25 protein-coding genes are annotated in these 26,228 nt (G+C 58.9%); 12 read left to right on the forward strand and 13 right to left on the reverse strand.

Going from position 1 to position 26,228, the window contains the following annotated elements; translation table 11 throughout:
• Positions 1-99: 99 nt before the first annotated feature.
• Together CJF39_RS02815 and CJF39_RS02820 are read right to left on the reverse strand one after the other, a co-directional pair.
• Positions 100-954: a MaoC family dehydratase gene (locus CJF39_RS02815; protein WP_094992071.1), complete on the reverse strand. Its 855-nt coding sequence runs from the start codon at positions 952-954 to the stop codon at positions 100-102.
• 3 nt (positions 955-957) lie between these two features.
• Positions 958-2,310 carry a 3-oxoacyl-ACP reductase gene (locus tag CJF39_RS02820; RefSeq protein ID WP_094992072.1) on the reverse strand — a complete coding sequence of 451 codons (1,353 nt, stop codon included), beginning with the start codon at positions 2,308-2,310 and terminating at the stop codon, positions 958-960.
• 122 nt (positions 2,311-2,432) lie between these two features.
• Here CJF39_RS02820 and CJF39_RS02825 point away from each other — a divergent pair, with 122 nt between their 5' ends.
• Positions 2,433-3,707: an acetyl-CoA C-acetyltransferase gene (locus CJF39_RS02825; protein WP_094992073.1), complete on the forward strand. Its 1,275-nt coding sequence runs from the start codon at positions 2,433-2,435 to the stop codon at positions 3,705-3,707.
• An 11-nt stretch (positions 3,708-3,718) separates the two neighbouring features.
• On the opposite strand, the gene CJF39_RS02830 is transcribed toward CJF39_RS02825, so the two are convergent.
• Complete coding sequence (locus CJF39_RS02830) at positions 3,719-4,750, reverse strand: bile acid:sodium symporter family protein (RefSeq protein WP_094992102.1); 1,032 nt, start codon at positions 4,748-4,750, stop codon at positions 3,719-3,721.
• 82 nt (positions 4,751-4,832) lie between these two features.
• Here CJF39_RS02830 and CJF39_RS02835 point away from each other — a divergent pair, with 82 nt between their 5' ends.
• Positions 4,833-5,627: an AraC family transcriptional regulator gene (locus tag CJF39_RS02835; RefSeq protein WP_094992074.1), complete on the forward strand. Its 795-nt coding sequence runs from the start codon at positions 4,833-4,835 to the stop codon at positions 5,625-5,627.
• Between the two features lie 203 nt (positions 5,628-5,830).
• Positions 5,831-6,724 carry a PA4780 family RIO1-like protein kinase gene (locus CJF39_RS02840; RefSeq protein WP_094992075.1) on the forward strand — a complete coding sequence of 298 codons (894 nt, stop codon included), beginning with the start codon at positions 5,831-5,833 and terminating at the stop codon, positions 6,722-6,724.
• Between the two features lie 62 nt (positions 6,725-6,786).
• Here CJF39_RS02840 and CJF39_RS02845 read toward each other — a convergent pair whose 3' ends face one another.
• Positions 6,787-7,650, reverse strand: coding sequence for an MBL fold metallo-hydrolase (locus CJF39_RS02845; RefSeq protein WP_094992076.1), 864 nt, complete (start codon positions 7,648-7,650; stop codon positions 6,787-6,789).
• A 95-nt stretch (positions 7,651-7,745) separates the two neighbouring features.
• On the opposite strand from CJF39_RS02845, the gene CJF39_RS02850 reads away from it, so the two are divergent.
• Genes CJF39_RS02850 through CJF39_RS02860 form a run of 3 tightly spaced genes read left to right on the forward strand, consistent with a single transcriptional unit; the run spans position 7,746 to position 10,504 of the window.
• A complete protein-coding gene (locus CJF39_RS02850) occupies positions 7,746-8,075 on the forward strand; it encodes an ArsR/SmtB family transcription factor (protein WP_094992077.1) in 330 nt (109 codons plus the stop codon).
• A 49-nt stretch (positions 8,076-8,124) separates the two neighbouring features.
• The gene (locus tag CJF39_RS02855; protein ID WP_094992078.1) at positions 8,125-9,690 is read left to right on the forward strand and encodes a bifunctional protein tyrosine phosphatase family protein/NAD(P)/FAD-dependent oxidoreductase; all 1,566 of its coding nucleotides are present in this window, start codon (positions 8,125-8,127) and stop codon (positions 9,688-9,690) included.
• A 7-nt stretch (positions 9,691-9,697) separates the two neighbouring features.
• Complete coding sequence (locus CJF39_RS02860; RefSeq protein WP_094992079.1) at positions 9,698-10,504, forward strand: sulfite exporter TauE/SafE family protein; 807 nt, start codon at positions 9,698-9,700, stop codon at positions 10,502-10,504.
• Between the two features lie 13 nt (positions 10,505-10,517).
• On the opposite strand, the gene cueR is transcribed toward CJF39_RS02860, so the two are convergent.
• From cueR to CJF39_RS02875, 3 genes are all read right to left on the reverse strand, one after another.
• A complete protein-coding gene (cueR, locus tag CJF39_RS02865; RefSeq protein WP_094992080.1) occupies positions 10,518-10,919 on the reverse strand; it encodes a Cu(I)-responsive transcriptional regulator in 402 nt (133 codons plus the stop codon).
• A gap of 12 nt (positions 10,920-10,931) precedes the next feature.
• Entirely contained in the window at positions 10,932-13,313 is a 2,382-nt protein-coding gene (locus tag CJF39_RS02870) for a heavy metal translocating P-type ATPase (RefSeq protein ID WP_094992081.1), read from the reverse strand.
• A gap of 102 nt (positions 13,314-13,415) precedes the next feature.
• Positions 13,416-13,796: a hypothetical protein gene (locus CJF39_RS02875; protein WP_094992082.1), complete on the reverse strand. Its 381-nt coding sequence runs from the start codon at positions 13,794-13,796 to the stop codon at positions 13,416-13,418.
• A 148-nt stretch (positions 13,797-13,944) separates the two neighbouring features.
• Between CJF39_RS02875 and CJF39_RS02880 the strand changes: the two genes are divergently transcribed.
• A complete protein-coding gene (locus CJF39_RS02880) occupies positions 13,945-14,154 on the forward strand; it encodes a heavy-metal-associated domain-containing protein (protein ID WP_094992083.1) in 210 nt (69 codons plus the stop codon).
• Positions 14,155-14,323: 169 nt separating this feature from the next.
• On the forward strand, positions 14,324-15,520 hold the full coding sequence (locus tag CJF39_RS02885; protein ID WP_094992084.1) for a multidrug effflux MFS transporter: 1,197 nt from the start codon (positions 14,324-14,326) through the stop codon (positions 15,518-15,520).
• Between the two features lies 1 nt (position 15,521).
• Here CJF39_RS02885 and CJF39_RS22945 read toward each other — a convergent pair whose 3' ends face one another.
• Complete coding sequence (locus CJF39_RS22945) at positions 15,522-15,692, reverse strand: hypothetical protein (protein WP_162841622.1); 171 nt, start codon at positions 15,690-15,692, stop codon at positions 15,522-15,524.
• A gap of 123 nt (positions 15,693-15,815) precedes the next feature.
• Complete coding sequence (locus tag CJF39_RS02890; protein WP_094992085.1) at positions 15,816-16,829, reverse strand: zinc-binding alcohol dehydrogenase family protein; 1,014 nt, start codon at positions 16,827-16,829, stop codon at positions 15,816-15,818.
• Between the two features lie 122 nt (positions 16,830-16,951).
• Between CJF39_RS02890 and CJF39_RS02895 the strand changes: the two genes are divergently transcribed.
• Entirely contained in the window at positions 16,952-17,857 is a 906-nt protein-coding gene (locus tag CJF39_RS02895) for a LysR family transcriptional regulator (RefSeq protein WP_094992086.1), read from the forward strand.
• Positions 17,858-17,896: 39 nt separating this feature from the next.
• Here the strand turns inward: CJF39_RS02895 and CJF39_RS02900 are convergent, their stop codons facing one another.
• Positions 17,897-18,850, reverse strand: coding sequence for an adenosine deaminase (locus tag CJF39_RS02900; protein ID WP_094992087.1), 954 nt, complete (start codon positions 18,848-18,850; stop codon positions 17,897-17,899).
• A 223-nt stretch (positions 18,851-19,073) separates the two neighbouring features.
• On the opposite strand from CJF39_RS02900, the gene CJF39_RS02905 reads away from it, so the two are divergent.
• The gene (locus tag CJF39_RS02905) at positions 19,074-20,159 is read left to right on the forward strand and encodes a calcium:proton antiporter (RefSeq protein ID WP_094992088.1); all 1,086 of its coding nucleotides are present in this window, start codon (positions 19,074-19,076) and stop codon (positions 20,157-20,159) included.
• 38 nt (positions 20,160-20,197) lie between these two features.
• On the opposite strand, the gene CJF39_RS02910 is transcribed toward CJF39_RS02905, so the two are convergent.
• The 3 genes from CJF39_RS02910 to CJF39_RS02920 form a co-directional block, all read right to left on the reverse strand.
• On the reverse strand, positions 20,198-20,881 hold the full coding sequence (locus CJF39_RS02910; RefSeq protein WP_094992089.1) for an SDR family oxidoreductase: 684 nt from the start codon (positions 20,879-20,881) through the stop codon (positions 20,198-20,200).
• 410 nt (positions 20,882-21,291) lie between these two features.
• Positions 21,292-21,894 (reverse strand): IMPACT family protein, encoded by a 603-nt coding sequence (locus tag CJF39_RS02915; RefSeq protein ID WP_094992090.1) that lies wholly within the window; start codon positions 21,892-21,894, stop codon positions 21,292-21,294.
• A 62-nt stretch (positions 21,895-21,956) separates the two neighbouring features.
• The gene (locus CJF39_RS02920; protein ID WP_094992091.1) at positions 21,957-22,877 is read right to left on the reverse strand and encodes a LysR family transcriptional regulator; all 921 of its coding nucleotides are present in this window, start codon (positions 22,875-22,877) and stop codon (positions 21,957-21,959) included.
• A gap of 123 nt (positions 22,878-23,000) precedes the next feature.
• Between CJF39_RS02920 and CJF39_RS02925 the strand changes: the two genes are divergently transcribed.
• Both CJF39_RS02925 and CJF39_RS02930 read left to right on the forward strand, forming a co-directional pair.
• The gene (locus CJF39_RS02925; RefSeq protein WP_094992092.1) at positions 23,001-24,350 is read left to right on the forward strand and encodes an aspartate aminotransferase family protein; all 1,350 of its coding nucleotides are present in this window, start codon (positions 23,001-23,003) and stop codon (positions 24,348-24,350) included.
• A gap of 80 nt (positions 24,351-24,430) precedes the next feature.
• Positions 24,431-25,924 carry a CoA-acylating methylmalonate-semialdehyde dehydrogenase gene (locus tag CJF39_RS02930; RefSeq protein WP_094992093.1) on the forward strand — a complete coding sequence of 498 codons (1,494 nt, stop codon included), beginning with the start codon at positions 24,431-24,433 and terminating at the stop codon, positions 25,922-25,924.
• The last annotated feature ends 304 nt before the right edge of the window (positions 25,925-26,228 follow it).

A 26,228-nucleotide genomic window follows, 5' to 3' on the forward strand; every position in this document is an offset into this window, starting at 1 on the left:
CAGGTGTGCTCTCCAGAAGGCGCAAAGCTTGCGACCGAATGGACGTGGGCGCAAGTAGTCGCTGGCGCATCCGACAACCGCGACGCGTGGGAGGGCTATTTAACTCAACGGCCGCCAACGCCCGACCATGTGCACCAGGTCGGGATGACCATTGACCTGGAAGTCGCCACTGGAACCGCCAGCACTGCTTTGCAAAATCACTTCTGCAGGCAGGCGCACCGGTTTTTTGAAGTCCACCGAGATTTCGACGTTGGCCGCTGGCAAGTGCGAACTCAACGCGGCCAGCGTCCGGGCTTCAAGCCACAGTCCGTGGGCAATGGCCGTCGGCAGGCCGAACAGTTTGGCGCTGGCGGTGCTCAGGTGGATCGGGTTGTAATCCCCGGACACCTTGGCATAACGGCGACCGATGTCTTTGGCGGCATACCAGCGCGTCAACTCGGTCATGCCACCTGCAACAGGGGTGGCAGGCTGGTGCGCCTCGCCCGGTAAATCGACACCTTTACACAGCAAGGTACTTTGCGCCTCCCACAGTGGGCCGATCAAATCGTCCACCCGTGTGATCACGTCAAACGTCGCGCCCTTGGGGTGTTTTTGCAGGTTGTGCGCGTACACGCCAATGCGCAGTTGAGAGACGCTGCCCATGGGCCGCAACACGCGAATCTGGTTGCTCAGGTGGATCAACCCCAGCAGCGGAAACGGAAACGCCTGGTCGGTCAGTAACTGCATTTGCAACCCGAACGCCAGGATGTGCGGATACGTCGGTGGCAACAGTGAACTGGCGGGCAGGTCGCACACCTCGCGAAAGGCCTCCAGCGGTTTGGCGTCCACCGCCACCCAGCAACGCAGCCCTTTATCGGGCAAGGTGTCGCCGGTGATTTTACGCTTGCTCGCCGCGTGGGCGTACAGCGCCGTCAGGTGCGGCGGGGTGTCGAGGTCAAGCCAATTCACAGTCATGGCTCAGGCCCCCAATACACTTTGGCCGCACACCCGCAGCGCCTGGCCACTGACGGCGCCCGACCCCGGTTGAGCCAACCATGCCACCGCTTCAGCGACGTCCTGGGGCAAGCCGCCCTGGCCCAGTGAACTCATGCGTCGACCGGCTTCACGCAGGGCAAACGGGATGTGCGCAGTCATCTGCGTTTCAATGAAGCCCGGCGCCACGGCGTTGATACTGATGCCACGTTCACTCAGCAACGGCGCCCATGCGTGGGCCAGACCGATCAACCCGGCCTTGCTCGCGGCATAGTTGGTTTGCCCGCGATTACCGGCAATGCCGCTGATAGACGCGAGCAAGATGACCCGCCCGTTGTCATGCAGGGTGCCGCTGTCGAGCAGGGCTTTGGTCAGCACTTGGGGCGCATTCAGGTTCACGGCCAGCACGGCGTCCCAGTATTCGGGGGTCATGTTGGCCAGGGTTTTGTCCCGGGTGATGCCTGCGTTGTGCACCACGATGTCGATGCCCTCCGGCAGCTGTTCAATCAATTGCGCGGCGGCGTTTTCGGCGCAAATGTCCAGCGTGATGCTGCGCCCACCCAGGCGGGCAGCGAGGGCTTCCAGGTCGTTTTTGGCCGCAGGGACGTCCAGCAGGATGATGTCGGCGCCGTCTCGGGCCAGGGTTTCGGCAATGGCCGCGCCGATGCCGCGGGCAGCACCAGTGACCAGGGCCTTGCGCCCGGCCAGTGGTCGGGTCCAATCACTGACTTGGGGCGCGCAGGCCGACAGGCGCAGCACTTGGCCGCTGATGAATGCACTTTTGGGCGACAGGAAAAACCTCAGTGCGCCTTCCAGTTGCTCTTCGGCACCCTCGTCGACGTACAGCAGTTGCAACGTGCTGCCGTTGCGCAATTCTTTGGCCAGTGAGCGGCTGAACCCTTCAAGGGCGCGCTGGGCGCTGGCGGCAAATGGATCGCGTTGGGTGTCGGGTGCACGGCCGAGGATGACCAAGTGCGCGCTGTGTTGCAGGCTGCGCAGTAAGGGCTGAAAAAATTCGCGCAGTTGCTTGAGTTGATCGGTGTGCAGCAAATGGCTGGCATCAAAGACTACCGCTTTGAGCGTTGGCCCCTGACCGGGAATCCACGGGCTGGTGACTGAGGGTTCTGGGCCGTAGCTGAACACGGCGTCCGTGAGTTTGCTGGCAAAGGCCGTGATGTGTTCACTCAGCGGGCCACCGCCGATCAACAACGGGCCTTCTACCGGACGCAGACGCCCGGCCTGCCAGCGTTCCAGTCGCACCGGTGACGGAAGCCCTATCGCACCGACCAGACGCTGGCCGAGGGATGAGTTGGCGAAGTCGATATAACGGTCTGACATGGAACACTCTCCGACACATGGGGTTCAAAGGGTTGACCACAAAAATACAAGGGTCGTTCGTTAAAGGGTGATAGCACCTACGCTGTAACGACCAATGGTGACTCAATTAAAGGGGAAATCTTATGACTCAGCGGCGTGTGGCGATTATTGGCGGCAACCGAATTCCGTTTGCCCGGGCTAACGGTGCGTACGCGACGGCCAGTAATCAGGCGATGCTGACGGCCGCGCTGGAAGGGCTGATCGAACGCTTTAACCTGCACGGTGAGCGTCTTGGCGAAGTCGTGGCCGGTGCGGTGCTCAAGGACTCGCGGGATTTCAGCCTCACCCGCGAGTGCGTGCTGGGCTCGCGTCTGTCGCCACAGACCCCGGCCTACGACCTGCAACAAGCCTGTGGCACTGGACTGGAAGCCGCCTTGCTGGTGGCCAATAAAATCGCGCTGGGGCAAATCGAATGCGGGATCGCGGGCGGTGTCGACACCACATCTGATGTGCCGATTGGCCTGAACGATGGGCTGCGTCGGTGGTTGTTGCAGCTCAATCGCACCAAGGCGTCGCTGGACAAACTCAAGGCGGTGTTGCACTTGCGCCCGCAGTTTTTAAAACCCGCGTTCCCGCGCAACGGCGAGCCGCGTACCGGGCTGTCGATGGGCCAGCACTGTGAACTGATGGCGCAAACCTGGCATATCCCGCGCGCCGAACAGGACGCCTTGGCCCTGCACAGCCATCAGGCGCTTGCCACGGCGTATCACGAAGGTTGGGAAGACGATCTGGTGACGCCCTTTTTAGGCCTGACCCGGGACAACAATCTGCGCACGGATTTGACCCTGGAGAAACTGGCCGCGCTCAAGCCGGTCTTTGAACGCAGCGCCAAAGGCACGCTGACGGCCGGTAACTCGACGCCGCTGACCGATGGCGCCTCGGTGGTGTTGTTAGGCAGTGAGGACTGGGCCAAGGCGCGCGGCTTGCCGATTTTGGCGTATCTGCGCGATGGCGAAACCGCAGCGGTGGATTTCGTCCATGGTGCCGAAGGGTTGCTGATGGCTCCGGTGTATGCCGTCCCACGCTTGCTGGCGCGTAATGGCCTGAGCTTGCAGGACTTTGACTACTACGAAATACACGAAGCCTTTGCCGCGCAGGTGCTGTGTACGTTGAAGGCGTGGGAAGACCCCGAGTACTGCAGAACCCGTCTGGGGCTGGACGCCCCATTGGGGGCGATTGACCGCAGCAAGCTTAACGTCAAGGGCAGTTCGTTGGCCGCGGGGCATCCGTTTGCGGCCACCGGCGGCCGCATCGTGGCCAACCTTGCCAAATTGCTGGACGCCGCAGGCCAAGGGCGCGGGCTTATCTCCATTTGCGCGGCGGGCGGGCAGGGCGTCACTGCGATTATTGAGCGCTGACCCGTTGCTGATTACATCGGCGCTGGCGCGGCATTGGGGGTAAGGCTTTCGGCCTCTTGCCGCTGGCGGCTGGCATAGTTTTCTGCCATCACCGAGCACACGATCAGTTGCAGCGGGTGATAGATCATGATGGGCAGCAGGATCAAGCCCAGCCCGGGGTTGGCGCCGAAGATCAGCGCGGCCATGGGCGCCCCGGCCGCCAGGGATTTTTTGCTGGCACAAAACACGGCGGCAATTTCATCCGGCGTGCTGAATTTCAGCGCGCGAGCGGTGCGAGTGGTCATCCACAGAATGACCGCAAGCAGCAGGGCGCTGCCGACAAAGGCGCTGAAAATCACCGAAGCCCCTTGTTGTTGCCACATCCCCGAGACCATCGAGTTGCAGAATGCGGCGTACACCAGCAGCAGAATCACCAACTTGTCGACGATGCCGGTGTAACGCTTGTGGCGGGCAAAAAAGCGACCGAACAGCGGGCGTACCAGCTGCCCCAGCACCAGCGGCAGTAACAACAGGGCGCACAGGTCGAGCAGGGTGGCGCCGAGGTCGATCCCGCCCGTGCCGCTGCCGACCACGAAACTCACCAGTAATGGCGTCAGGAAAATCCCCAGCACACTCGACAGGCTCGCATTGAGAATCGCCGCGGGTACGTTGCCGCCTGCGCTGCCCGTGAGCGCCACCGAGGAGGAGATGGTCGACGGCAGCGCGCACAGGTAAAAGAAGCCCAGCATCAACAACGGCGGTACATGACTGCCCAGCAGTAGGTCGGCCACCCACCAGATCAGGGGGAAGACGACAAACGTGAAGCCTTGCACCATTAGGTGCAGGCGCAGGTTTTTCAGGCCGTGGCGGATCTGCTCGCTGGACAGGTTGACCCCATGCAGGAAGAACACCAGGAACACGCCGATATTGATGACCCATTCTGCGTGCATCGCCCCGCCGGTGCTGCCGAATGCAGGGAACACGTACGCCAGAAACGTGGCTAGCAACATGCCGCACAGAAACCAGTCGGTGAATAGGCGTTTGAAGTGTTTGAGCACAGACATGGCAGGCACCGCAATATTGCAAGAATTGATGACGTAGCCTAACGTTGGCCCTTTCTGACGTATCGCGACATAAGGCCAATCCATGCCGCCAAACGGACAACGTGGCCCTCAACGGGCGATTCCACAGTTGGATGCACTGCCTCGGCCGTTATATGCACGGGCTGAGAGTTTGGGGGCGGGCTCGTGGACGCCGCGTCATCGGCATGACTGGGTGCAGTTTTCTTACGCCATCAGCGGCGTGTTGGGCGTTCACACGGATGAAGGCAGTTTTTTCGCGCCGCCGCAGTGGGGCATCTGGATTCCGGCGGGGCTAGAGCACGAAGTCATTACGTCCATGCGTGCCGAAATGCGCAGCTTGTATGTGCGTCGCGAAGACTGTCGATGGGCGCCGGATCACTGCCGTGTGCTGGAAGTCACGCCGCTGGCTCGCGAGTTGATCAAACGCTTTTGTGCGTTGCCCGTGAATTACCCCGAACACGGCAGCCCGGAGCAGCGTCTGGTGAGTGTGTTGCTGGACCAATTGGCTGAATTGCCGGAGGTCGGGTTTTCGTTACCGTTGCCCCGTCACCCGCGCTTGCTGGTGTTGTGCAATGAATTAATTGAAGCCCCCGATGCCGAAGTCAACGTGGGGCTGTGGTCGGGCCGGTTGGGCATGTCCGAGAAAACCCTGATGCGATTGTTTCAGCGTGAGACAGGTTTGAGCTTTCGTGGGTGGCGGCAACGGGTGCGATTGTTGTCGTCGTTGCAGGTGCTCGAAGCGGGAGGCCATGTCACGCGGGCTGCTTTGTCCTGCGGGTATGAGTCCACATCGGCCTTCATCGCGGCGTTCAAGAAAATGTTTGGCGCCACACCCGGCGAACTGTTTCGTCAACACTGAAGCTGGGGATATTAGGCGGTGCTGGGCAACCGGGGCTCGTCTATTATTCAAAAGCTTTGACGCAGGATGCGGCTGGCAGATTTGAGTACAGGGAGTGCTGCAAGCGACTTGGAATACAGTGCCCCTCTCCCCGTGGTGCGCGGATTGCCGTATAACGAGTGACTTTCGCGTGTTTGGTAATAAAGGACCCACAATAAAAGCTGATGAAGACTCCAAAACGCTTAGAACCCCTGATCGAGGACGGTCTGGTCGACGAGGTGCTGCGCCCACTCATGAGTGGCAAAGAAGCAGCTGTGTACGTAGTCCGCTGCGGCAATGAGCTGCGATGCGCCAAGGTTTACAAGGAGGCTAACAAACGAAGTTTTCGCCAGGCCGCCGAATATCAGGAGGGTCGCAAGGTTCGTAACAGCCGTCAGGCCCGAGCGATGGCCAAGGGCTCGAAGTTCGGTCGTAAAGAGACCGAAGACGCCTGGCAAAATGCCGAAGTTGCTGCGCTGTTCCGTCTGGCTGGCGCCGGGGTGCGGGTTCCAAAACCGTTCGACTTCCTTGAAGGCGTGCTGTTGATGGAGCTGGTGGCCGACGAATACGGCGATGCGGCGCCACGTTTGAACGACGTGGTGTTGGAGCCGGATCAAGCCCGTGAATACCACGCGTTTTTGATTCAGCAGATTGTGCTGATGCTGTGCACCGGTCTGGTTCACGGTGACTTGTCCGAGTTCAACGTCCTGCTGACGCCGACTGGCCCGGTCATTATCGACCTGCCACAAGCGGTCGATGCGGCTGGTAACAACCACGCGTTCAGCATGCTGGAGCGGGACGTTGGCAACATGGCGTCGTATTTCGGCCGATTTGCGCCGGAGTTGAAAACGACCAAATACGCCAAGGAAATGTGGGCGCTCTACGAAGCGGGCACCTTGCACCCGAGCAGTGTATTGACGGGCGAGTTTGATGAGCCGGACGAGCTGGCCGATGTGGGCGGCGTCATGCGCGAGATCGAAGCGGCGCGCCTCGATGAAGAGCGACGTCAGGCCGTGCGGGCCGCCGATGAGGCGCCACCCGGCAAAACCGAAGAGCCGCCACCACCGTGGATGCAGTAATTCGCTGAAACAAAAAATCCGGCTGCGGCCGGATTTTTTGTGGGCGCGTTAATGACCCTGGCTTAGAAGCGGTTCAGCGGGACTTTCAGGTTGTGCACGCCCTGGTCATCCGCAGGCGGCAGGTTACCCGCGCGGATGTTGATCTGGATCGCCGGGATTAACAGCTGCGGCACAGACAAGGTGGCGTCACGGGAGGTGCGCATTGCCACAAACCCTTCAAGGTCGATGCTGTCATTGACATGAATATTGTGCGCCCGCTGTTCGCCCACGGTGGTGGTCCAGGCCACGTCGCGGCCCTCGGGCGGGTAGTCGTGGCACATGTACAGCCGGGTGTGCGGTGGCATCGCCAACAGGCGTTTTATCGAGTGATACAGCTGCTTGGCGTCGCCACCGGGGAAGTCGCAACGCGCGGTGCCCACGTCGGGCATGAACAACGTGTCACCGACAAACACATGGCTGCCCTCGATCTGGTATGCCATGTCCGCCGGGGTGTGCCCGGGCACGTGCAGGGCGCGCACTTCGAGCGGGCCGATGTGAAACACCTCGTCAGGGGTAAACAATTTGTCGAATTGCGAGCCGTCCTGCCGGAATTCAGGCTCAAGGTTGTAGAGGTCGCGGAACACACCCTGCACGCGGGTGATGGGCGCTCCGATACCAATCTGGCCGCCGAGTTTTTTCTTCAGGTAAGCACTGGCCGACAGGTGATCGGCATGGGCATGGGTTTCCAGCAGCCATTGCACGGTCAGGCCTCGGGCTTCAACAAATGCCGCAATCCGGTCCGCGCTCCGGGTGCTGATACGCCCGGCAGCGGCGTCGTAATCGAGCACCGGGTCGATGATCGCGCAGGGGCCATTTATAGCTGCGTAGACCACGTAGCTGACAGTGGACGTAGCGGGATCGTAAAAGCCCTGTATTTCGGGGTGCATGGCGGCCTCACATCATTCGATACAATTCATAATATATTGAAACATATATTATTGAATCGTAAACTGTCGACCGTTATATCGGCAGAGAATTTTTAATGTCTGGACAGCTCACCCACCACGAAATAGGTCTGCTGCGCGATTCAGCGTCCAAAGCCTGCATGCTGCTCAAGGCGCTGGCCAACGAAGATCGCCTGCTGCTGTTGTGCCAATTGACACAGGGCGAACGCAACGTGGGCGAGCTTGAAGGGCTGACCGGCATTCGGCAGCCCACGCTGTCTCAGCAGTTGGGTGTGTTGCGCGACGAAGGATTGGTCAATACCCGGCGCATGGGCAAGTTCATCTTCTATTCACTCGCCAGTTTCGAAGTGGTCTCGGTCATGCAAACCCTGTCGGGGTTGTACTGTGGTCAAGCGCTTAAGCAGTAAGGCGTAGCGGGACCCGATCCATTCATTTTTGTTGTGCCTGGAGTGCTCAATGGAGCAAAACATCAAGCGAATCGACGCGTGCTTTTCGGTGACGGGTCAAATCGGTCAGTCTGATCTCCAAACGTTAGCGGGGCAGGGGTTTCGCAGTGTGATCTGCAACCGGCCTGATCATGAAGGCGGCTCCGAACAACCCGAACACACGGCACTCCGTGACGCAGCGCAGGCCCTGGGTTTGAGTTTTGCGTATGTGCCAGTGGCCACCACCGGGGCGACGGCGCAGGACGTCGAACAGATGCGCGCTTTGCTCGCGCAACTGCCGACGCCCGTTCTGGCGTTTTGCCGCACCGGCAATCGCTCTTCGAAACTGTATGAACTGGCGACCCGAGGTGCCCGCAGTGCGGCCTCCTATGACGTGGTGGTGATTGGTGGCGGTTCGGCCGGAATTTCAGTGTGCGCGAGTTTGCTAAAACGGGATGCAGCGTTGCGCATCGCCGTGGTTGAGCCCAGCGCCGAGCATTACTACCAGCCGGCGTGGACGCTGGTGGGTGGCGGCGCGTATGACCTAAAAAACACCGTGCGCCCAACGGCTGACGTGATGCCCAAGGGCGCCACATGGATCAAGGCGTCGCTGTCCGCATTTGCTCCCGAACGTCACGTGGTGCTGCTCAGTGATGGCAATGAGTTGGCCTATCAGCAACTGATTGTGTGCCCGGGGCTTGAACTGGCCTGGGAGAAAATTGAGGGACTTGAAGACACGCTGGGCCAGCATGGCGTGACCTCCAACTACCGTTATGACCTCGCGCCGTATACCTGGGAGCTGGTGCGCACGTTACGCGGCGGCAAGGCGTTGTTTACCCAGCCGCCCATGCCGATCAAGTGTGCGGGTGCTCCGCAAAAAGCCATGTACCTGGCCTGTGACCACTGGCGCAAGCAGGGCGTGCTGGACGCGATTGCGGTTGAATTCAACCTGGCGGGTGCGGCGTTGTTCGGCGTATCGGCCTTTGTACCTGCGCTGATGAAATACGTTGAAGCCTACAACGCGACGCTGGCGTTTCAGTCCACACTGGTGAAGGTCGACGGTCCTAATAAAACAGCATGGTTTGAGGTCACTGACGCGAACGGCAACGTGACCCGTCAACAGAAAACTTTCGACATGCTGCATGTCGTCCCGCCGCAGCAGGCCCCGGATGTGATTCGTCGCAGCCCCTTGGCTGACAGTGCGGGCTGGTTCGAAACCGACCCGGCCACCTTGCAACACCCGCGTCACGCCGAGATCTTTGCCTTGGGCGATGTGTGCGGCACGCCAAATGCCAAAACCGCCGCGGCGGTGCGCAAGCAAGTCGTGGTAGTGGCTGAGAATCTCATTGCCTTGCGCAAGGGGGCTGCGTTGCCCCTGCGTTATGACGGTTACGGTTCCTGCCCGCTGACAGTTGAGAAAGGCAAAGTGATCCTCGCCGAGTTCGGCTATGGGGGCAAACTGCTGCCCACTTTCCCGCTTGACCCGACCGTGGCCCGTCAGTCGGCGTGGTGGCTCAAGGCGTCATTCCTGCCGTGGTTCTACTGGCAAGGGATGCTCAAGGGGCGCGAGTGGTTTACCGACTGCTCGGGAAGCTGAGCCAGGTATGTTGACCATTCTGTTTGGCCTGTTGGTGGGCGTGGTGCTGGGGTTGACCGGTGCCGGGGGCGGCATTCTGGCGATTCCGGCTTTAACGCTCGGGTTGGGTTGGTCGCTGGCGCAAGCCACGCCTGTGGCGTTGCTGGCGGTAGGCACTGCTGCGGCATTGGGTGCGCTCGACGGCCTGCGTAAAGGGTTAGTGCGCTATAAAGCGGCCGCGCTCATGGCATTGGTCGGCTCCATTACCTCACCGGTGGGGTTGTACCTGGCCACGTTGTTGCCGGCTAACGTGCTGGTGCTGCTGTTTGGCTGCGTGATGATTTTTGTGGCCGGGCGCATGTTTTTACAGGCCCGCGCCGATGGTCGGGAAGGGGCGAGTGAAGGGGTGCTGGAAAAAAACTGCATGCTCAATCCTGCCACCGGGCGCCTGACGTGGAATGCGCGTTGTAGCCTCACACTGGTATCGATCGGCGCCACCTCGGGGTTGCTAACGGGGCTGTTGAGCGTGGGCGGGGGGTTCTTGATCGTGCCTGCGTTTCGCAAGTTCAGTGATGTGCGCATTCATGCGGTGGTGTCCACCTCGCTGATGGTGGTGGCGTTGGTGTCACTCGGCACCCTGGGCAACTTGATGCGTCAGGGCGTGAGCCTGTCTACCGACGGCGTGCTGTTTATTGTCGCGACACTGGTCGGAATGATCGCGGGTCGGGTGATTTCGCCCCACGTCTCCGCTCAGTTGCTGCAACAAGGGTTTGCCGTGTTGTGTGCGCTCGTCAGTGTGCTGATGTTCGCCAAAGTGCTGATGTTCAACCTTTGACAAACGCCCCTGTCTACGCGCAACAACGCCCCGACGCCAGGCCCTTGAGGATCGGGCAGTCGGGGCGATGGTCACCCTGGCAGGTATCGATCAACTCTTGCAGGGTGTCGCGCAGGCTGGTCAGTTCGACGATCTTTTGGTTCAGCTCATCGATGTGTTGACGCGCCAGCGCTTTCACATCGCTGCTGGCACGTTGGCGGTCTTGCCAGAGGGCCAGCAGCTTGCCCACTTCTTCCAGTGAAAATCCCAAATCCCGCGAACGCTTGATGAAGGCCAGGGTGTGCAGGTCGTCGTCACTGTACAGCCGGTAGCCGCTGTCACTGCGATGGGCGGGCTTGAGCAGGCCGATGGATTCGTAATAGCGAATCATCTTGGCGCTCAATCCACTGTGCCTGGCGGCTTGACCGATGTTCATGACGACTGTCTCCTACTCAAGGTCCTTGGGTTTCCAGAACTTCAGCAACAACGCGTTGCTGACCACACTGACGCTGGAAAAAGCCATCGCTGCCCCGGCCAGTACCGGGTTCAAAAAGCCAAAAGCCGCCAGCGGAATGCCGATCACGTTGTAGATAAACGCCCAAAACAGGTTTTGACGGATTTTGGCGTAGGTTTTGCGGCTGATGTCCAGCGCGGCGGGCACCAGCCGCGGGTCGCCGCGCATCAAGGTGATACCGGCTGCGTGCATGGCCACGTCTGTACCGCCGCCCATGGCAATGCCGATATCGGCGGCCGCGAGGGCCGGAGCGTCGTTGATGCCATCACCCACCATGGCGACCACGCCGGTCTTTTTCAACGCAGACACCGTAGCGGCTTTGTCGGCGGGCAGAACTTCGGCGTGAACGTCCTGAATACCCAGCGCCTCGGCTACCACCCTGGCACTGCCTTTATTGTCGCCGGTCAGTAAATGGCTGCTGATATGGCGTTCGGTGAGTTGTTGCACGGCAGACAGTGCCCCCGGCTTTAACGTGTCGCCAAAGGCGAACAGGCCCAATACTTTGGGCTGCGGGCTTTGCTCGATCAGCCAGGACAAGGTACGGCCTTCAGCCTCCCAGGCCGCGGCGGCGTCGGCCAGCGGGCCGGGAGCGAGGCCGGATTCGTCCAGCAAGCGACGGTTGCCCAGCGCCAGACGACGGTCCAGCAAGGTGCCTGCAATGCCTCTGCCCGTCAGCGACTGGCTGTCCGTGACATCGGGCACTGTCAGCTGACGCGCTGCGCAGGCATCGAGTACGGCGTTGGCCAGCGGGTGCTCGCTGCCGCGTTGCAGCGCTCCGGCAGCTTGCAGCAGTTGCGCTTCATCACCGTCGATGGCGCTTAAGTGGGCGATTTGCGGGGTGCCGGAGGTCAGCGTGCCGGTTTTGTCGAAGACCACAGCGCTGACTTCATGGGCGCGCTCAAGGGCTTCGGCGTCTTTGATCAAAATGCCATGCCGCGCGGCGACGCCGGTGCCGGCCATGATCGCGGTCGGGGTGGCCAGACCGAGCGCGCACGGGCACGCGATCACCAGCACCGCCACGGCGTTGATCAGCGCGGTCTCAATCGGCGCGCCGTAGAACCACCAACCGAGTAGCGTCGCCAGCGCAATCAGCAGTACCACGGGGACAAAAATCTGACTGACTTTATCCACCAGCTTTTGAATCGGTGCCTTGCCCGCCTGCGCGTCTTCAACCAGGCGAATAATGCGCGCCAACACGGTTTCAGTGCCCAGCGCCAGGGTTTTGATCACCAAACGGCCTTCACCGTTGATGGCGCCGCCGGTGACTTTATCCCCCGGCTGTTTTGGCACGGGCAGGCTTTCGCCGCTGATTAGCGCTTCGTCGGCATGGCTTTGACCTTCGACCACTTCGCCGTCCACCGGGAAGCGTTCGCCGGGTTTGACCAGCACCAGGTCGTTGAGGCGCAGGTCGCTGATGGCTACATCCTGTTCCTGCCCGTCGACCACCCGCAGGGCGCGTTCGGGACGTAAGGCCTCAAGCGCCCGGATGGCGCTGGCGGTCTGGCGTTTGGCGCGACTCTCAAGGTATTTGCCCAGCAGCACCAGTGCGATCACTACGGCTGAGGCTTCGAAGTACAGGTGCGGCATGCTGCCGGGGGCGGCGATGGCCCATTCATACAGGCTCAGGCCGTAACCGGCGCTGGTGCCGAGCGCGACGAGCAAGTCCATGTTGCCCGCACCGGCTTTGACGGCTTTCCAGGCGGCGACATAAAAACGTGCGCCCAGGATGAACTGCACAGGCGTGGCCAGCAGAAACTGCGCCCAGGCAGGTAGCATCCAGTGCAGACCGAACGGCTCGACCAGCATCGGTAACACCAACGGCAATGCCAACACGATGGCCGCCACCAGTGACCAGCGCTCACGGCGCAGGCGTTGGTGTTGATCGTCTTGTGTAGCGTGTACGTTTTCTGTGAGGTGGGCGCTGTAGCCCGCCGTCGTCACAGCTTTAATCAACTCGGCAGGGTCGACATGCCCCAGCGATTCAATATGCGCCCGTTCACTGGCCAGGTTGACGCTGACGTTTTTCACCCCGGGAACTTTAGCCAGCGCTTTCTCGACCCGGCCAGCACAGGAAGCGCAGGTCATGCCGCCGATGGTCAGTTCCACCGTTTGGCTGGGCACGCTGTAGCCAGCTCGGGCAACGGCTTCAACCAGCAGCGGCAAGCTGTCGGCAGGCGCCTCGACACGCGCCTGTTCGGTGGCCAGATTGACGCTGACCGATGTCACCCCCGGCACGTTGGCCAGTGCTTTTTCTACGCGGCCAGCGCAACTGGCGCAGGTCATGCCGGCGATCGGCAAGTCGTATTGAATGGGCACGAACAATCCTCCTCAAGAAGTTATCTATCCCTAGAATCGACCTTGACCCGATGGGAAGGTCAAGGCGCTTGTTGATTGTGGCGGCCGTCTTCTGGGCGGTGCTTAATATTCGAGCTGGGCAGGCGTGAGGTAAGGGCCGCTCGCTCGCATTGCAATGCGATATTTGCGCACATCGCCCGCTTTCAAGGTGATGGTTTGAGACGGCAGGGCCAGCATGCCCGGCAGACAACCCGGGGCCTGGCCCGGCAATGACTTGAGGCGCAGGTTGATACGCCCGGGCGGGAGGTTGAAGGACGTGGCTTGTTCCTGAAACAAGCGGCCCGCCAGTTGGTCATCTATATAGAGGCCGATTTCACAATTGGTGGGCACTTCAAGGCGCTCGCGGGAAATGATCAAAACACCGTAGTCCTGATCAGCGTTTGCCCACAACGGCAAGCTGGCAAGACCTAAAAGGCTGACTAGGCTCAAAGCGGACCAGCGCATGGCTACGTATCCTGTTTTCTAATCGGAAAGTTTGCAGCTTGGCCGACCGCGAAACAGATTGCCAGTATCGTGTCTCTGCACCAGGGCTTGACCTTGCCATCATGGCAAGGTGGACACTTTGAACCTCTCTCACCAAGGAGTGAACACAATGCACGTACTTAACGTTTCCGGTATGACCTGTGGCGGTTGCGCGAACTCGGTAACACGGGCGGTCCACGGGGTGGACAAGGACGCCAAAGTTGAAGTGGATCTGGCGAAGAAAACCGTCACAGTGGATAGCAAATTGCCCAAGCTGGATATCATCGACGCGATCACCAATGCAGGGTTTGAAGCGCGTTCCATGAGCGCTCAGCATTAACACACCTGGCATTTTCTGTTGCCAATCGCAGCTGCACGTTGCTGCTCGGCAACAGAGGAGGCCATGGGGTCACGATGTTTATTAGCTAGCTCGCTATCTTTATGTTCAAGATCCGTCAGCACAGCTAGACTACCGGGTCGCGCTGACACTCGTCCGACCTGGATCCCTGATGAACTTTAGAACCATTTTGATTCTCGGTGCCTTGAGCGCCTTCGGTCCCTTGGCCATCGATTTTTACTTACCGGGTTTCCCGGCGATGGCTCAAGCATTCGCGACCGATGAAAAACACATTCAACTCACTCTGGCGGTTTACTTTCTGGGCTTGTCCATCGGCCAGTTGGTCTACGGCCCCATTGCGGATCGGTTTGGGCGGCGCGTGCCTTTGTTGGTGGGCGTCGGGCTGTTCACTGCGGCGTCTTTTGCCTGTGCCTTTGCGCCCTCGCTGGATTGGCTGATCGGGGCGCGCTTTGTCCAGGCCCTTGGCGGTTGTGCAGGGATGGTGCTGTCGCGGGCGATTGTCAGTGACAAGTGCGATGCAGTGGGCTCAGCCAAGGTGTTTTCGCAACTGATGCTGGTCATGGGGCTGGCGCCGATCCTTGCTCCCATGCTCGGCGGCCTGCTGGTGAATGTGTACGGCTGGCAGGCGATTTTCATTGTCCTGACGGGTTTCAGTGCCCTGGCAGCGCTCGCCGTGGCGCTGGGCCTGCCGGAAAGTTTACCGGCCAATGTGCCGCGTCAGCCGTTGTCCGGCGCGTTGCGCCAATACGGCCGGTTGCTCAAGGACCGTGAATACCTGGGGCATGCGCTGACCGGCGGGATTGCCATGGCCGGGATGTTCGCCTATATCGCGGGCTCGCCGTTTGTGTTCATCAAGTTGTATGGCGTCCCGGCCGAGCACTACGGTTGGCTGTTCGGCAGCAATGCGGCGGGCTTCATTCTTGTGGCACAAATCAACGCGCGGTTACTGGCCAAGCGTGGCCCTGCCTTTTTGCTGTCGCGCATGGTGTGGGTGTACCTGGCCGCCGGGTTGACTCTGTTGGGCGTCAGCGCCTTGCACACGGCGCAACTGTGGCCGCTGTTGATCCCGCTGTTTATCTGCATCGCCAGCCTGGGTTGCATCATTCCCAATGCCTCGGCCTGCGCCATGAGCGGGCAGGGCGCACGGGCGGGAAGCGCTTCGGCATTGCTCGGTTGCCTGCAGTTCAGCGTGGCGGCGGCTGCGGCATGGCTGGTGGGGGTTTTACACGATGGCAGCGCCATGCCGATGGCCATGGTCATCAGCTTGTGCGGGATTTTGGCGGTGTCGATTGCGCTGGCAACCCGGCGGCTGTACACCGCGCGGATTGCCGCTCAAACGTCGATTTGATTTAGCCAGCCATTCGTTCAGGCAATCTGTGCGGGGCTTGCAAACGTGTACGCAGCGTATCCACAAAGGCTCTGGCCTCGGACTCGCTGCGAAAATTGATCGCTTGTTGGTCGATTTGAACCTGCCACTGGCAGTCGCGGGATCTTGCTAACGCTTTTATCAGGATTTTCATTTCTGGCCTCCTCAGGTTCGCAAAGGAGGCCAGTGTATGCCCGATAACGCTGAGAAATATGACGGGCATCAAGTCTCTGACTGACGGTTACAAAATGGCCGGTCCAGTCCCGTCACCTGCCTCTCAAAATCCTTCCAGTACAATCTTGCCCTTGGACTTGCCGCTTTCCAGCAGCGTGTGGGCGCGACGCAGGTTGTTCGCGTTGATGGTGCCGAAATGTTCGCCCACGGTGGTGCGCAGGGTGCCAGCGTCGATCAGTTCCGCGACCCGGTTCAGCAAGTGATGCTGTTCAATCATGTCCGGGGTTTCGAACAACGAGCGGGTGTACATGAACTCCCAATGCAACGACAGGCTCTTGCGTTTAAGCAGTGAGATGTCCAGCGCCTTGGGGTCGTCGATCAGGGCCAGTTTGCCCTGCGGCGCCAATGCCTCGACCAGTTGCGCCAGATGTTGATCGGTTTGGGTCAGGCTGGCGACGTGAGTTACGGCGTCGATACCGGCCTGCAGCAACGCTTCGCTCAGGGGCTGGCGATGATCGACGATCACATCGGCGCCCAGTTCGCGCACCCAGGCTTGGGTTTCCGGACGCGAAGCGCTGCCGATGACCTTGAGCCCGGTGAGCTGACTGGCCAGTTGGGTCAGGATCGACCCTACGCCGCCCGCCGCACCCACAATCAACAGGCGTTGGTGAAGGTCAGTCTTGCCTTGTGCGATGCCGAGGCGGTCAAACAACAGTTCCCACGCAGTGATGGCCGTTAAAGGCAGTGCAGCGGCTTCTGCGAAGCCCAGGCTTTTTGGCATATGGCCGACGATGCGTTCGTCGACCACGTGACGCTCACTGTTGGCACCGGCGCGGGCGATGGAACCGGCATAAAACACCTTGTCGCCGACCTTGAACAGACTCACATCACTGCCCACGGCCTTGACCACACCGGCCACGTCCCACCCCAGAACCTTGGCAGTGCCTGGGTCGGGCTGTGCGTTTTGCCGCACTTTGGTATCGACCGGGTTCACGGAAATGGCGTTGACTTCCACCAGCAGGTCTCGCGGCCCGGCGACCGGTTCCGGCAGTTCAATATCTTGCAGGGCCTGCGGATCTTCAATGGGCAAAGAATGGTAATAACCGACAGCTTTCATAGGGCGCATCCTGAAGAGGGAGAAAACGTGGGGCGATGATTCGCTATTTCCTGCCGTTGTAAAACCGGCTAAAACGGCAGGCTCTTTCAATATATTTTTGATAATAGGCGGGTTTATCCACCATGCTGCGCTTTGATGACCTGCAAGTGTTTGTGCGCGCTGCCGATCTGGGCAGCCTGTCCGCGGCGGCGCGGGTGATGGACATGTCGCCAGCAGTGGCGAGTGCGGCACTCAAACGGCTTGAGGCTCAGTTGGGCTCGCGTTTGCTGGCGCGTTCGACCCGCAGCCTGCGTTTGACAGCTGAGGGGCAGGGTTTTCTGGAGTATGCCCGTAAGGCGTTGAGCAGTCTGGATGAAGGAAGGCGACTCTTGTCCCGCGGGCAGGATCAGGTCAGTGGGGTTTTGCAGCTCTCGGCGCCTTCAGACTTTGGCCGAAACGTCCTGTTGCCATGGCTTGATGCCTTTCAGCGTGAGCACCCGCAACTTACGGTTCGGCTACTGCTGGGGGACCGCATTGCCGATCTGTTTCGTCAGCCGGTGGACATCGCTTTGCGCTATGGCGAGCCGGAGGATTCCAGTTTGGTTGCCTTGCCGGTGGCGGCGGACAATCGCCGGGTGTTATGCGCGTCGCCCGCTTATCTGGCGCGTGCTGGCGAGCCGCATCAACTCGAACAACTGCTGCAACACAATTGCCTGCTGTATATGCTCGGCACACGCGTACACGACCACTGGCGATTTCATGATGGCAAGCGTGAGTCAGGCCTGACAGTGAGCGGGGACCGTTTCAGCGATGATGCGGATGTGGTGCGTTTGTGGGCATTGGCCGGGGCGGGAATTGCTTATAAATCCTGGCTGGACGTGTCGGCGGATGTGCGAGCGGGAAGGCTCATCGTGCTGATGCCAGAGCTGGTGGGCGAGCGGGCACCGCTGAACATGTTGTGTGCTCACCGGGCACAGTTGAGCAAACCGGTGAAATTATTACGGGACATGCTTGGCGAGCGTTGTGCAGAACTGGCTCGGTACCCGTAATCGCCGCCGCACGCGACGGCAGCGATCACGGACAAGGCGTTACGGCTTGACCAAACGCGCATCCAGACCGTTTTGCGCCAAGCGCTTGGCCTGATCTTCGGTCATGCCCAAATGCGTGTGCAAGGCGTGGAAGTTCTCGGTCATGTACCCGCCGAAGTAGGCCGGGTCATCGGAGTTCACGGTGACTTTCACGCCGCGTTCCAGCATGTCGAGGATGTTGTGCTGAGACATGTGATCAAACACGCACAATTTGGTGTTGGACAGCGGGCACACGGTGAGCGGAATTTGCTCGTCGATAATGCGCTGCATTAAACGCTCATCTTCAATGGCGCGTACGCCATGGTCGATCCGCTCAATTTTCAGCAGGTCGAGGGCTTGCCAGATGTACTCCGGCGGACCTTCTTCGCCAGCGTGGGCCACTGTCAGGAAGCCTTCGGCGCGAGCACGATCAAATACGCGCACAAATTTGCTGGGCGGGTGTCCCATTTCGGAGCTGTCCAGGCCCACGGCGATAAATGCATCGCGGAACGGCAAGGCCTGATCGAGGGTTTTTTCGGCTTCTTCTTCGCTCAAGTGGCGCAGGAAGCTGAGGATCAAACCACTGGTGATGCCCAATTGCTGTTCGCCGTCCTTGAGTGCAGCGGCAATGCCGTTAAGCACGACTTCAAACGGCACGCCCCGGTCGGTATGGGTTTGCGGGTCGAAGAACGGTTCCGTGTGAATGACGTTCTGCTCTTTGCAGCGCAACAGGTACGCCCAGGTCAGGTCGTAGAAGTCCTGCGAGGTGCGCAACACGTCCGCGCCCCGGTAATACAGGTCGAGAAACTCTTGCAGATTGTTGAAAGCGTACGCTTTGCGCAGGGTTTCGACGTCGTTCCACGGCAGGGCGATCTTGTTGCGTTCAGCCAGAGCGAACAGCAGTTCAGGTTCCAGAGATCCTTCAAGGTGCAGGTGCAGTTCCGCTTTTGGCAGGGCGTTTAGCCAGTCATACATATCAGTTTTTCTCATCAAATCACGTGCAGATGGCGGCATTCTACAGGCCCGGGCCGACATATTTGGTAAAACCCGACCAAGCTATTTGCCACATCTTTGTCATTGGTGAGGTGCGCAAGCGCGGAGTTGTGCATTCAGTGAACTAAGATGTAACGAAACGTTAGCGAGTTGCGGCAGTCTGTAACCCAACGACGTGTATTGGTTCTCAGGCAAAAGGCTCGCGATGCTGACTTTCTTAAAAGATGAAAAACTCCTGCTACTGGCAATTGTCCTGGCGTGCGCTGCCTTCCCGCTGGAGCCCTGGCTGCTGCATAACGGGCAAGTGACAGCGCTGGTGGCTGGTGGGGTACTGATTGCAGCCATTGTGTGTGCATCCATGCGCGTGGCCCATCACGCTGAAGTGCTGGCTGAAAAGTTCGGTGACCCTTACGGAACGATGATCCTGACACTGTCAGCCGTTCTTGTTGAGGTCGTCATCCTTGCGATCATGATGAGCAATGAAGCATCTCCAACGTTGGTGCGGGATACGATCTATTCAGCCGTGATGTTGGATATCAACGGGATTCTGGGCCTGGCAGCACTGATGGGCGGGATCAAGCACGGTGAACAGTCCTACAACGACGATTCGGCGCGCACTTACAGTGTGATGATTCTGACGGCCATGGGCGTGTCGATGGTGGTGCCGGAATTCATCCCCAAGGCTGATTGGAAAATTTATTCGGCCTTCACGATTGGCGCGATGGTGTTGCTGTACACCCTGTTCTTGCGCATGCAGGTCGGGCCGCACAGTTACTTTTTCAGTTACAGCTACCCCGAAAAAAAGGGCCGTAAACGTGCGCCAGAAGGGGAACCCGCGAACCTGAAACTGTCGGTCGGGGTTTTGGTGTTTGGCATTATCGTGATCGGCGCCTTGGCCGAGGTGATGTCCAAGGCGCTCGACCTGGGGCTGGAAGGGACGGGCGCACCGCCCGTGATTACCGCGATTGTGGTGGCCGCGATCTCGGCGGCGCCAGAAATCTTGACGGCCCTGCGTGCAGCATTGGCCAATCGCATGCAGTCGGTGGTGAATGTGGCGCTCGGGGCTTCGCTGTCCACTGTTATCTTGACGGTGCCCGTGATGGAGGCCATGGCGCTGTACACCGGCCAGCCGTTCCAGATGGCCATGACGCCCGTGCAAACGGTGATGGTGTTGATCACGTTGGTCGTGAGTGCCATCAACTTGAATGACGGCGAGACCAATGCGATCGAAGGCATGACGCATTTTGTGCTGTTTGCGACGTTCATCATGCTGTCGCTATTGGGGCTTTGAGGCAAAGGGCGGCTTGAACGCGCCGCCCTCTGTTCTGCTTACCAGGGAATCGTCTGACCTTTGTAGTCGATAAAGTAATGCCCGCCTTTCCCTGCATATGCCTTCACTTGTTCAACCAGCCCACGGGTACTGGTTTCAACATCTATATCGGCGCCTTCACCGCCCATGTCGGTCTTTACCCACCCCGGGTGCAGGGTCAGTACGGTAGGCCGGTCTTCACCCAGTTGACTGATGAACGTATTCGTCATGGAGTTGAGTGCGGCCTTGCTGGCTTTGTAGAGGGCAAGTTCAGGCGCGTCAGGCGATTTAATACTGCCGAGCCCGGAACTCATAAACGCCAAAACCCCACTGCCTTTACGTATTTTGCTGACAAAGGCTTGTGCCAGGGTGATCGGCGCTACGCTGTTGGTCAGGAACAATTGGCCGATGTCGGTCAGGCTGGCGCGCCCCGACGCTTGATCGTCCGGGCCCTTGATGCCAGCGTTCACAAACACCAGGTCATATACTTCGGTGTCCAGTTTTTGGCTCAAGGCCCGGATGGCCTCAACGTTGTCCAGATCCAGTTGTTCAATGCTGGCCTTGCCCAGTGCTTTAAGCTTTTCCACGTTGTCAGGGTTACGCACCGTGGCGGTGACGTTCCACCCATCTTTGATGAGTTGCTCGACCAGGCCCAGACCCAGTCCGCGTGAGGCGCCAATGATAAGTGCGTTTTTAGCTGTCATGAGTCGCGTCCTATGAAAGGTAAATGAGGATCACCGAACACGGTTTTACTCCTTCAGCCAGCCACTGCCCAGCCGTACAGTTTGGTTAAAAAATATACAAACCTGAGCGCCCGTTACAGAATGTGCGCTCAGGTTGGGTTTGCACGGGTTATCCACAGGTTGCTCCACAGGATCTGTGCGCAACCCGGGCGGCCGGCTATAAGTACGAGTGGCGATGGTCCGAAGCGGTATAAGTCAGGTTAACGCGCTGTTTGCACAGCGTTTTTCCTTTTCAGAAGTGGGTGTCGATCAAAAAACGTACAAAGTGATGCAGGCCACGCCCGATAAGGGCTGTAGCCGTGTGTGCTCAGGTTATCCACAGTCGGGTGCACAGTGGTAGTGGGCAACTGTTTAGGTGGGAACAAAGCCTGTCAGCCTTCAACGTGGATCGGCTTGCGGATCAACATAATGCGGCCACGACTGAGGTCGGCCAGTTGCGCTTGCAAGACAGGAATATGCGCGTCGCAGACTTCCAGGCATAACTCCACCCCGTTGGCGGTGAAGGTTTCGTTGCTCAGCACGCCGTTGAGTTCTGACACGCGCAATTTGACCAGTGCCAATTCACTGAAGCTGCAAGCGCACTCAAGTGCGACCCGGGTGATAAGCGGTGACTTTTCGGCCGTTTGCAGGCATTTGTTGGCGCCACCCCCATAAGCACGTGCCAAACCCCCCGTGCCCAGTTGAATGCCGCCATACCAGCGAGTCACCAGCACCACAACGTGATCGCAATCTTGCGCTTCAATGGCCGACAGAATGGGGCGTCCAGCTGTGCCGCCGGGTTCGCCGTCATCGCTGCTGCGGTACTGATCGCCCAGCTTCCAGGCCCAACAGTTATGGGACGCGTTGAGGTCGCTGTGCCGCTCAATAAAGTCGTAGGCCTCTTGAGCACTGGTGATGGGCGCGGCATAGGTGATGAAGCGGCTCTTGCGGATTTCTTCGCGGTGCTCGCATGGACCGGTCAGGGTTGAAGGCATATCGGTTCCGGGCTGTGCGCGAGGCGTGGAGGCTCCGCGGCGGGGCTGAGGAGAAGTGAACGTTAGCGTGTCGATTCAAGGCTCTCAAGGAAACTTTCAAGGACCAGGTGAGGGCGGCGGCCTTTGCGGGTGACCGAGGCCAGGCTCAAATCATAAAAACGCGATTCGGGTTTGAGCGCACGCAGACGACCTTGTTGCACCCACAAACTGGCGTAATGGTCAGGCAGGTAGCCTATGTAGCGTCCGGTCAGAATCAGGAACGCCATGCCTTCGCGGTCTGAGGCGCTGGCGGAGCACTTGAGTGCCTGATAATGCGCCTGAATCTCTGAGGGCAGACGAAAAGTCGGCGCAATGGCGTCCTGATCGTTGAGGCGGTCGTCTTGTAGCTGGACGTCATCGACATAAAACAGTGGGTGACCGACAGCACAGTAAAGCAGCGACCGTTCGCTATACAGCGGTTGATATTCCAGACCGGATAACGCACTGGCCTGAGGCACAACGCCCACGTGCAGACGTCCGTCGAGCACACCTTGTTCAACTTCATTGGGCGAAATCATGCGGATCTGAATTTGAACGTCGGGCCCGCGTTCTTTGAGTTGAGCCAATGCGTGGGTGATGCGCATATGGGGGAGGGTGACGAGGTTGTCCGTAAGGCCGATGGTCAGCTCACCGCGCAAGTGTTGATGCAGGCCGTTGACCTCTGTGCGAAAGCTCTCTAACGCGCCAAGTAATTGCAACGCTGACTGGTAGACCTCGCGACCTTCTTCCGTCAGGGAAAACCCCGCGCGTCCGCGTTGGCATAGGCGCAAGCCCAGGCGCTGCTCCAGATCACTCATTTGCTGGCTGATCGCAGACCGGCCAATGCCGAGGACTGTTTCTGCTGCAGAAAAACCGCCGCACTCCACCACACTGCGAAAGATGCGCAACAAGCGAATATCGAAGTCGCTGACTTGCGCCAAGGCATCGGAACGACGGCTGCTCATAGTTTAGTAAACGCCTAACTGAAGGTTAGAAGAGTTGGATTTCATCGACTTTATAGGCGTGGCAATTTAGCTGCAACCACGATTTTGACCCGACACTGCACTCTGTCTTGCGAGGTTTTGCTGATGAACATGCCTGAAAACGCCGAGTTAAACGTAGCCAGCCAGCTAAAGCTGGATGCGCACTGGATGCCCTACACCGCCAATCGTAATTTTCATCGTGATCCGCGTTTTATCATCGGCGCCAAGGGCAGTTATCTGACGGATGATAAAGGTCGGCAAATTTATGACTCATTGTCAGGTCTGTGGACATGTGGTGCAGGCCATACACGCACAGAGATTCAGGAAGCCGTGGCCAAGCAGCTCGGCACGCTGGATTACTCGCCAGCCTTTCAATATGGCCATCCCTTGTCGTTTCAGCTGGCCGAGAAAATTACCGAGTTGACGCCCGGTAACTTGAACCATGTGTTCTTCACCGATTCCGGCTCGGAGTGTGCGGATACCGCTGTGAAAATGGTGCGTGCGTACTGGCGGCTGAAAGGCCAATCGACCAAAACCAAAATGATTGGTCGGGCACGCGGTTATCACGGGGTGAACATTGCGGGCACTAGTCTGGGGGGCGTGAACGGCAATCGTAAGTTGTTTGGTCAGGCCATGGCGGATGTCGACCATCTCCCGCACACCTTGCTGGCGAGCAATGCCTTTTCACGCGGTATGCCAGAGTTGGGTGGTATCGCGCTGGCGGACGAACTGCTCAAGTTGATCGAGCTGCATGACGCTTCAAATATCGCCGCGGTGTTTGTCGAGCCGATGGCAGGGTCTGCCGGGGTGCTGGTTCCGCCTCAGGGATATCTGAAACGCCTGCGTGAAATCTGTGATCAGCACAACATCCTGCTGGTATTCGATGAGGTTATTACCGGGTTTGGTCGCACAGGCTCAATGTTTGGAGCCGACAGTTTCGGTGTGACGCCGGACTTGATGTGTATCGCCAAGCAGGTCACTAACGGTGCGATTCCAATGGGGGCTGTGATTGCCTCTACCGAGATTTATCAGACATTCATGAATCAGCCGACGCCGGAGTACGCCGTCGAATTCCCGCACGGCTATACCTATTCCGCCCACCCGGTGGCGTGTGCAGCAGGGCTTGCCGCGCTGGACTTGCTGCAAAAAGAACATCTGGTCCAGAGCGTCGCTGAGGTTGCACCGCATTTCGAGAATGCGTTGCATGGTTTGAAAGGCGTGAAGAACGTCATCGATATCCGTAACTACGGTCTGGCTGGTGCGATCCAGATTGCTCCACGCGATGGCGATGTGATTGTGCGTCCTTTCGATGCCGCGATGAAGCTGTGGAAGGCCGGGTTCTACGTTCGTTTCGGCGGTGACACGCTGCAGTTTGGCCCGACTTTCAATAGCAAACCTCAGGATCTGGATCGCTTGTTCGATGCAGTGGGAGAGGCGTTGAATCAGATCGACTGATCCCTTCTATATAGAAGAGACATTTTTGGCTTTCGACGTGCGCGTAATGTGTGCGTCTGCAGACCTGTTTTGGAGTGGCAATGAGCACGATTCAACATTTGATCAATGGTGAGCTGGTAAGTGATTCCGGCCGTACGGCTGATGTGTACAACCCGTCGACCGGGCAGGTGATTCATCAGGTTCCTTTGGCCAGCCGCGAGACGATTCAACAGGCAATCGATACGGCAAAGGCGGCTTTCCCCGCCTGGCGTAATACGCCTCCAGCCAAACGTGCCCAGGTGATGTTCCGTTTCAAGCAGCTGCTAGAGCAGAACGAAGCCCGCATTTCTCAGTTGATCAGCGAAGAGCATGGCAAGACGCTGGAGGATGCGGCAGGTGAGCTCAAACGCGGGATTGAGAACGTCGAATACGCGTGCTCGGCGCCGGAGATCCTGAAGGGCGAGTACAGCCGCAACGTAGGCCCGAACATTGATGCATGGTCTGACTTTCAGCCGATCGGGGTTGTGGCGGGGATAACGCCTTTCAACTTCCCGGCCATGGTTCCGTTGTGGATGTACCCGTTGGCCATTGTGTGCGGTAACTGTTTCATCCTTAAACCTTCGGAACGCGATCCAAGTTCGACCTTGTTGATTGCGCAGTTGCTTCAGGAAGCGGGTCTGCCTAAAGGCGTCTTGAGTGTGGTGCATGGCGACAAAGCTGCCGTAGACGCCCTGATTGAAGCGCCAGAAGTGAAAGCCCTGAGCTTTGTCGGCTCGACGCCGATTGCCGAATACATCTATGCCGAAGGGACAAGACGCGGCAAGCGTGTTCAGGCGTTAGGCGGCGCGAAGAACCATGCGGTACTGATGCCTGATGCCGATCTGGATAATGCCGTGAGTGCGTTGATGGGAGCTGCTTATGGCTCGTGTGGCGAACGTTGCATGGCGATTTCGGTGGCCGTGTGCGTTGGGGATCAGGTGGCGGATGCCTTGGTGGCCAAGTTGGTGCCGCAAATCGAGGCGCTGAAAATTGGCGCAGGGACTTCTTGCGGCCTCGATATGGGACCTTTGGTCTCGGGGCAAGCGCGTGACAAGGTCAGTGGGTATGTGGCTGACGGTGTGGCGGCAGGAGCCAAGCTGGTGGTTGATGGGCGAGGCTTGAGTGTAAAGGGTCATGAAGACGGGTTCTTCCTGGGCGGATGCTTGTTCGATCACGTTACGCCAGAGATGCGCATCTATAAGGAAGAGATTTTTGGGCCGGTTCTGTGCATCGTGCGTGTAAATAGTCTGGAAGCGGCGATGCAACTGATCAACGAGCATGAGTATGGCAACGGTACGTGCATCTTCACTCGCGATGGCGAGGCTGCGCGTTTGTTCTGTGATGAGATTGAAGTAGGCATGGTAGGGGTTAACGTTCCGCTGCCTGTTCCTGTGGCTTATCACAGCTTCGGTGGTTGGAAGCGCTCGCTGTTTGGCGATCTGCATGCTTATGGGCCTGACGGTGTGCGCTTTTACACGCGTCGAAAAGCCATTACCCAGCGCTGGCCGCAGCGTGCGAGCCATGAAGCGTCGCAGTTTGCATTTCCTAGCCTCTGACGCATTCGTTGTTTGAAAAGGAGAAGCCAGCCGCCAGGCTGGCTTCTTCGTTTGCAGGCCTTTTAGGTGGTATGACAGAAATATGAAATTCGGGCTTGACTCAGAATTCCATCGGCCTATAATTCGCCCCACTTCCGGCGCAGTCGAAACGGAAAACTCCTTGAGATTCAAAGAGTTAAACGATTTCGAAAGTGTCAGCTTCAAGTCATCGAAGCAGGAAATGAGGTGTTGACAGCAGCGTGTAACGCTGTAGAATTCGCCTCCCGCTGACGAGAGATCGAAAGCGCAAGTGGTTGATGTTACA

This window comes from Pseudomonas lundensis (assembly GCF_002269125.1).
In the GTDB taxonomy this organism is placed as follows: domain Bacteria; phylum Pseudomonadota; class Gammaproteobacteria; order Pseudomonadales; family Pseudomonadaceae; genus Aquipseudomonas; species Aquipseudomonas lundensis_A.

Bases quoted from the DNA above. Each gene is read 5' to 3' on its own strand.
- CJF39_RS02815 (WP_094992071.1), bottom strand. From the start codon at position 954: ATGACTGTGAATTGGCTTGACCTCGACACCCCGCCGCACCTGACGGCG.
- CJF39_RS02820 (WP_094992072.1), bottom strand. From the start codon at position 2,310: ATGTCAGACCGTTATATCGACTTCGCCAACTCATCCCTCGGCCAGCGT.
- CJF39_RS02825 (WP_094992073.1), top strand. From the start codon at position 2,433: ATGACTCAGCGGCGTGTGGCGATTATTGGCGGCAACCGAATTCCGTTT.
- CJF39_RS02830 (WP_094992102.1), bottom strand. From the start codon at position 4,750: ATGTCTGTGCTCAAACACTTCAAACGCCTATTCACCGACTGGTTTCTG.
- CJF39_RS02835 (WP_094992074.1), top strand. From the start codon at position 4,833: ATGCCGCCAAACGGACAACGTGGCCCTCAACGGGCGATTCCACAGTTG.
- CJF39_RS02840 (WP_094992075.1), top strand. From the start codon at position 5,831: ATGAAGACTCCAAAACGCTTAGAACCCCTGATCGAGGACGGTCTGGTC.
- CJF39_RS02845 (WP_094992076.1), bottom strand. From the start codon at position 7,650: ATGCACCCCGAAATACAGGGCTTTTACGATCCCGCTACGTCCACTGTC.
- CJF39_RS02850 (WP_094992077.1), top strand. From the start codon at position 7,746: ATGTCTGGACAGCTCACCCACCACGAAATAGGTCTGCTGCGCGATTCA.
- CJF39_RS02855 (WP_094992078.1), top strand. From the start codon at position 8,125: ATGGAGCAAAACATCAAGCGAATCGACGCGTGCTTTTCGGTGACGGGT.
- CJF39_RS02860 (WP_094992079.1), top strand. From the start codon at position 9,698: ATGTTGACCATTCTGTTTGGCCTGTTGGTGGGCGTGGTGCTGGGGTTG.
- cueR (WP_094992080.1), bottom strand. From the start codon at position 10,919: ATGAACATCGGTCAAGCCGCCAGGCACAGTGGATTGAGCGCCAAGATG.
- CJF39_RS02875 (WP_094992082.1), bottom strand. From the start codon at position 13,796: ATGCGCTGGTCCGCTTTGAGCCTAGTCAGCCTTTTAGGTCTTGCCAGC.
- CJF39_RS02880 (WP_094992083.1), top strand. From the start codon at position 13,945: ATGCACGTACTTAACGTTTCCGGTATGACCTGTGGCGGTTGCGCGAAC.
- CJF39_RS02885 (WP_094992084.1), top strand. From the start codon at position 14,324: ATGAACTTTAGAACCATTTTGATTCTCGGTGCCTTGAGCGCCTTCGGT.
- CJF39_RS22945 (WP_162841622.1), bottom strand. From the start codon at position 15,692: ATGAAAATCCTGATAAAAGCGTTAGCAAGATCCCGCGACTGCCAGTGG.
- CJF39_RS02890 (WP_094992085.1), bottom strand. From the start codon at position 16,829: ATGAAAGCTGTCGGTTATTACCATTCTTTGCCCATTGAAGATCCGCAG.
- CJF39_RS02895 (WP_094992086.1), top strand. From the start codon at position 16,952: ATGCTGCGCTTTGATGACCTGCAAGTGTTTGTGCGCGCTGCCGATCTG.
- CJF39_RS02900 (WP_094992087.1), bottom strand. From the start codon at position 18,850: ATGTATGACTGGCTAAACGCCCTGCCAAAAGCGGAACTGCACCTGCAC.
- CJF39_RS02905 (WP_094992088.1), top strand. From the start codon at position 19,074: ATGCTGACTTTCTTAAAAGATGAAAAACTCCTGCTACTGGCAATTGTC.
- CJF39_RS02910 (WP_094992089.1), bottom strand. From the start codon at position 20,881: ATGACAGCTAAAAACGCACTTATCATTGGCGCCTCACGCGGACTGGGT.
- CJF39_RS02915 (WP_094992090.1), bottom strand. From the start codon at position 21,894: ATGCCTTCAACCCTGACCGGTCCATGCGAGCACCGCGAAGAAATCCGC.
- CJF39_RS02920 (WP_094992091.1), bottom strand. From the start codon at position 22,877: ATGAGCAGCCGTCGTTCCGATGCCTTGGCGCAAGTCAGCGACTTCGAT.
- CJF39_RS02925 (WP_094992092.1), top strand. From the start codon at position 23,001: ATGAACATGCCTGAAAACGCCGAGTTAAACGTAGCCAGCCAGCTAAAG.
- CJF39_RS02930 (WP_094992093.1), top strand. From the start codon at position 24,431: ATGAGCACGATTCAACATTTGATCAATGGTGAGCTGGTAAGTGATTCC.